At 70.0% G+C, this 4324-nt stretch carries 4 protein-coding genes; 2 read left to right on the top strand and 2 right to left on the bottom strand.

The genetic code is table 11. The features are described from left to right. Window positions 1-235: 235 nt before the first annotated feature. Together RWP81_RS14690 and RWP81_RS14685 are read right to left on the bottom strand one after the other, a co-directional pair. Window positions 236-907, bottom strand: coding sequence for a DUF305 domain-containing protein (locus RWP81_RS14690; RefSeq protein WP_314457324.1), 672 nt, complete (start codon window positions 905-907; stop codon window positions 236-238). Window position 908: 1 nt separating this feature from the next. After that, a complete protein-coding gene (locus RWP81_RS14685; protein WP_314457322.1) occupies window positions 909-1616 on the bottom strand; it encodes a DUF3105 domain-containing protein in 708 nt (235 codons plus the stop codon). A 232-nt stretch (window positions 1617-1848) separates the two neighbouring features. Here RWP81_RS14685 and RWP81_RS14680 point away from each other — a divergent pair, with 232 nt between their 5' ends. Together RWP81_RS14680 and RWP81_RS14675 are read left to right on the top strand one after the other, a co-directional pair. Next, window positions 1849-3195: a multidrug effflux MFS transporter gene (locus RWP81_RS14680; RefSeq protein WP_314457320.1), complete on the top strand. Its 1347-nt coding sequence runs from the start codon at window positions 1849-1851 to the stop codon at window positions 3193-3195. Window positions 3196-3467: 272 nt separating this feature from the next. Further along, window positions 3468-4181, top strand: coding sequence for a phosphatase PAP2 family protein (locus RWP81_RS14675; RefSeq protein ID WP_314457318.1), 714 nt, complete (start codon window positions 3468-3470; stop codon window positions 4179-4181). Window positions 4182-4324: the final 143 nt, after the last annotated feature.

Here is a 4324-nt window from a genome sequence, read left to right as displayed (position 1 = left end):
GTGCAGGGTCAGGGCGGGAAAGGCGCACGGGGCGGGCGCGCGTCGGCGGTGGACGCCGGGAGGTGGCGGTGCGGCACGCGCGGCGCGCGCATGAACGCGCTCCGCAGCACACACGCGACCCGCGCGCATAAACGCGATTCGCGGTCAGAAACGCGGGGAGCGCGCGTTTACGGGCGCGGATCGCGTTTATGCGTGGGGTGGGGCGGATGCCGCGCGGGCGAGGCGTGCGGGCGGGTCAGGTGCTGCAGCCGAGGCGCGATTGGATGTCGCGCATCGCGTCGATCTCGGCGGACTGGCCGCTGACGATCGTGCCGGCGACCTCTTTCACCCGCGAGTCGTCGCCGAGCTCGACGATGGCCTGGGCCATGGGGATCGCGCCCTGGTGGTGACGGATCATCAGGCCCAGGAACAGGCAGTCGGCGGGCTGGCCCTGCAGAGTGCGGAGTTCATCGAGCTCGGCATCCGAGGCCATTCCCATCTCGGTGAGCAGTTGCTCCTGCGTGAGTGTCGCGGTGTCGCCGTGGCTGTGCTCGCCCGACGCTTCCATCCACGTCATGAGGGGTTGGCTCGACGCTTGCGGGAGGCCCCATTCCACGAGCCACCCGTACATCTCGCCGCGCTGACCGGACTGACCGGTCGCGATGTCGTACGAGAGGGTACGCAGTTCGTCGTCGTCGGTCTTGCGGTAGATCTCCATTGCCATGAGCACGGCTTGAGTGTGATGCACCTGCATGTCGCGGGCGAAGCCCGCGTCGGCCGAAGTGTTCGACGGGTGCGCGGGCGCGGCGGTCGCACCGAACGCCGTGAAGCGTCCGATCGCGAAGGCCACGGCCACGACCGCGACGGCGACGACCGCGACGACGATCCAACGGACCGCGGGACGCGCCGCTGGAGCGTCGTCGCTCACGTCAGGCCTTGCCCGGACCGTCGATCGCGCCGGAGCAGGAGGCGTTGGGCTCGGGGACGTTCTGGCTGCGCCAGAACTCGGTGAAGAAGTCCTTGATGCGCGGGTCGGCCGGGTCGTCGACCTTGAGCTGGTTGTTCCAGCCGCTCACTGCGACAGCGGTGTCCATCTCGGGGTAGGGCGAGAGGATCACGTAGCTGGAGGGCATGACGGCTTTCAGCGCGTCGATGCCGGTCTCGTCGACGCGTGCCGGGTCGTAGGTGACCCAGATGGCGCCGTGCTCCATCGAGTGCACCGCGTTCTCGTTCGCCTGGGGCTCGGTGTAGACGCCGCAGTTGAGCCAGTACGGGTTGTGGGGGCCACCGGCGGGCGGGTTCTGCTCGTACGTCACCGTGCCCTGCACGTGGTCGGAGCGGTTCTCGAAGGTCTCCACGCCGCCGATCTCCTGCCCCGTGGAATTGCCCGCCTCGTAGCTGGGAGCGGGAGCGGGGGCGAAGACGAAGGACGCCACGACCAGACCGATCACGGCGACGGATGCCACGGAGCCGACGACCCACCACACGAGCTTGCCGCGCTTACGACGCGCCACCTGCTTCTGGTACTCGGCCAGCTTCTCCTGGCGCTTCTGCTCGCGCTGCTGCTTGACGGTGAGGTCGATCTGAGCCTGCTTGGCGGGGTTGCCGCTCGCTCGCTTATCGGAGGGGGAGGTCATGCGCTGTGTTCTGTCTCTCTTCGGGGCGGGACACATCGGCGTCCGCCGACATGTCCAGCCTATTCGGGCGAATGGGCCGATGGCCTGGGAGGAACCCCCGAGCCGGGATGGTGGCGGGCGGGGGAGTCGCGATAGTATGACGAGGTCGAATCGATTCGAGGTTCGACGATCCCCCCACTTTCTCAGCCCGACCGCGTCGGGCTGTCCGGCGTGACGAAACGAAACCAGACGCGTGCTCGATACCTCCTCCCACCCCGTCATCACTCCCTCCACGGCGCCCTCGCGCCCCGCCCCCACCACCACCGGGGCCATCCGGACGCTCGGTAAGAACCCGGCCACCGCGCCGATCGTGCTGCACCCGGGCGATGCCATCCCGTCGTCGCGGCGCGTGCTGTACATCGTGCTGCTGGGCGCGCTCACCGCCCTCGGCCCGTTCACGATCGACCTGTACCTGCCGGCGTTCCCGGTGCTCGAGGCCGACTTCCAGACGACGGCCGCGGCCATTCAGCTCACCCTGACCGGCACGATGATCGGCTTCGCCCTCGGGCAGCTCATCGTCGGACCGCTCAGCGACAAGGTCGGGCGGCGACTGCCCCTGCTGTCGGTCACCGCGCTGCACGTGGCCGCCAGCATCTTCGCCGCGCTCGCGCCGACGCTGGGCACCCTCTCGGTCGCTCGCGTGCTGATGGGCGCCGGTGCCGCCGCCGGTGGCGTCGTGGCCGCGGCCATCATCCGCGACTTGTTCGGTGGCCGCCGCCTGGTCGTCATGCTCTCGCGCATGGCGATGGTCTCGGGCGTCGCTCCCGTGCTCGCGCCCCTGGCGGGTTCGGCGCTGCTGCTCGTGATGAACTGGCGCGGGATCTTCGTGGTGCTCGCGGTATACGGCGCCGTGATGCTCGTGTCGGCCATCATCTTCATCCCCGAGACCCTGCCGCCGGCTCGCCGCGGCGGCCCGGGCGCCACGACCGTCTGGCAGCGCTACGGCAGCGTCTTCCGCGATCGCGTGTTCATCGGGGTGCTCGTCATCGGCGCGATGGCCTTCAGCGGTTTGTTCTCGTACCTCTCGGCATCCTCGTTCCTCTTCCAGGTGACGTACGGCTTCAACCCGCAGCAATACGGCGTGCTGTTCGCCGCCAACTCGGTGGGCGTGGTCGTGGGTGTGCAGGTGGCGTCGCGCCTCGCCGCCCGCTTCGGGCCGCAGTGGGTGCTCGCGGTGTCGACCGCGGTGCTGGTGCTCGCGGGCGGCACGATCGTGCTGACCGACCAGCTCGGACTGGGCCTCTGGGGCACGATCATCCCCTTGTTCTTCTTCATGACCGCGTGCGGGTTCACCTTCCCCTGCGCGCAGGTGCTCGCGCTCGACCGGCACGGCAAGGCAGCGGGTACGGCGCAGTCGATCATCGGTGCCGCCAACTTCGGCGTCGCGGGTGTCATCTCACCGCTCGTCGGACTGCTCGCGACCGGGTCCGGCATCACCGCCACGACAATGGCCTCGGTCATGGTCGGCTGCGCCGTGATCGGCGTGATCGCGTTGTGGACGCTCGTGCGTCCGCGCACGGTGGAGCGTCTCGCGCCCTGAGGCGTGCAGGGCCGCACGGAGCGCGTGCCGGCATCCGGCCGGTGCGGTGCCGTACGCGCGGTGCCCGGCACCGCGCGGGTCGGGTGATCGTCAGTCCATGAGGTGCCCGGCACCGCGCGGGTCGGGTTGTCGGGAGGCGCCTTCGGCACGTGCCGTTCCCGGCATCCGTCGAAGGCGCCCCGTGCCGCGGCGAACAGTAGCAGAGCACGAGCGGGAGCCCGTCCGCGCGAGCGACCATTCCGCGGCGCCGCCCGAGACGGCATCATGAGGCGATGGATGACAGGTCGATAGGCGACAGCGCGATCGAGGTGGTGCTCGACACGCGTCCGCAGCGTTTCCGGGCCGTGGTGGGTGTCGTACTCATCGCTCTCGCGTGCGGACTCGGGGCGTGGGTGTTCTTCCGCGGACCCAGCCCGTTCGCCATCGACGTGTGGTGGAACCAGTTGTTCGCCGCGGCGCCCTCGCAGCCGGTGTACGTGTTCGCCCTCGTGATGGACACCGTGGGAGGCCACCTCACCGCGGTGCTGATCGTGCCGTTGCTGGGGGCCGCGGCACTTTTCCTGTCGCGACGACGATGGTCGGCGGTGTACTTCCTCGCCGCGTCGGTGGGCAGTGCCCTGCTCGTCCAGGTGATCAAGCAGACCTTCGGCAGGGCGCGCCCGGAGGACATCCTCATCCTGAGCGACTACGGCTCCTTCCCCTCGGGTCACACGGCGAACGCGGCGACCATCGCGGTGGTCGCGGCAGTGCTGTTCCCCCACGTGTGGGTGCGGATCGTCGGGGTCGCCTGGGTCGTGCTGATGGCGTTCAGCCGGACCTACCTGCACGCGCACTGGTTGTCGGACACGATCGGTGGGGCCCTGGTGGGAGCCGGAGCCGCCCTCGTGTTCGCGGCGACTTTCTCGCGCCTGCGCGCCCGCGATGAGGATCGGCTGACGATTCGACGCGCCCGGAGAACGGATGCCGAGGCGGCGGCCTCGCCGTAGGCTGACGCGCATGAGCGAGCCCGGCGACGCAGCCCCCGTTCCCTCCGCAGCCGATGCCGAGGTGGCACGGCTGAGGGCCGAGGCGGAGGCGGCCGAGGCCGAGCTGCGCCTGGCCCGCGCGCGTGCCGATCTCGCCGCGGTAG

Origin of the sequence: uncultured Microbacterium sp., assembly GCF_963521695.1 — a bacterium.
Lineage (GTDB): Bacteria > Actinomycetota > Actinomycetes > Actinomycetales > Microbacteriaceae > Microbacterium.
The sequence above is the reverse complement of the archived record's forward strand: the minus strand, read 5'-3'. Positions and strand labels throughout refer to the sequence as shown.

Coding starts and splice junctions, on each gene's coding strand:
- RWP81_RS14685 (WP_314457322.1), bottom strand. CDS start 1,616: ATGACCTCCCCCTCCGATAAGCGAGCGAGCGGCAACCCCGCCAAGCAG.
- RWP81_RS14675 (WP_314457318.1), top strand. CDS start 3,468: ATGGATGACAGGTCGATAGGCGACAGCGCGATCGAGGTGGTGCTCGAC.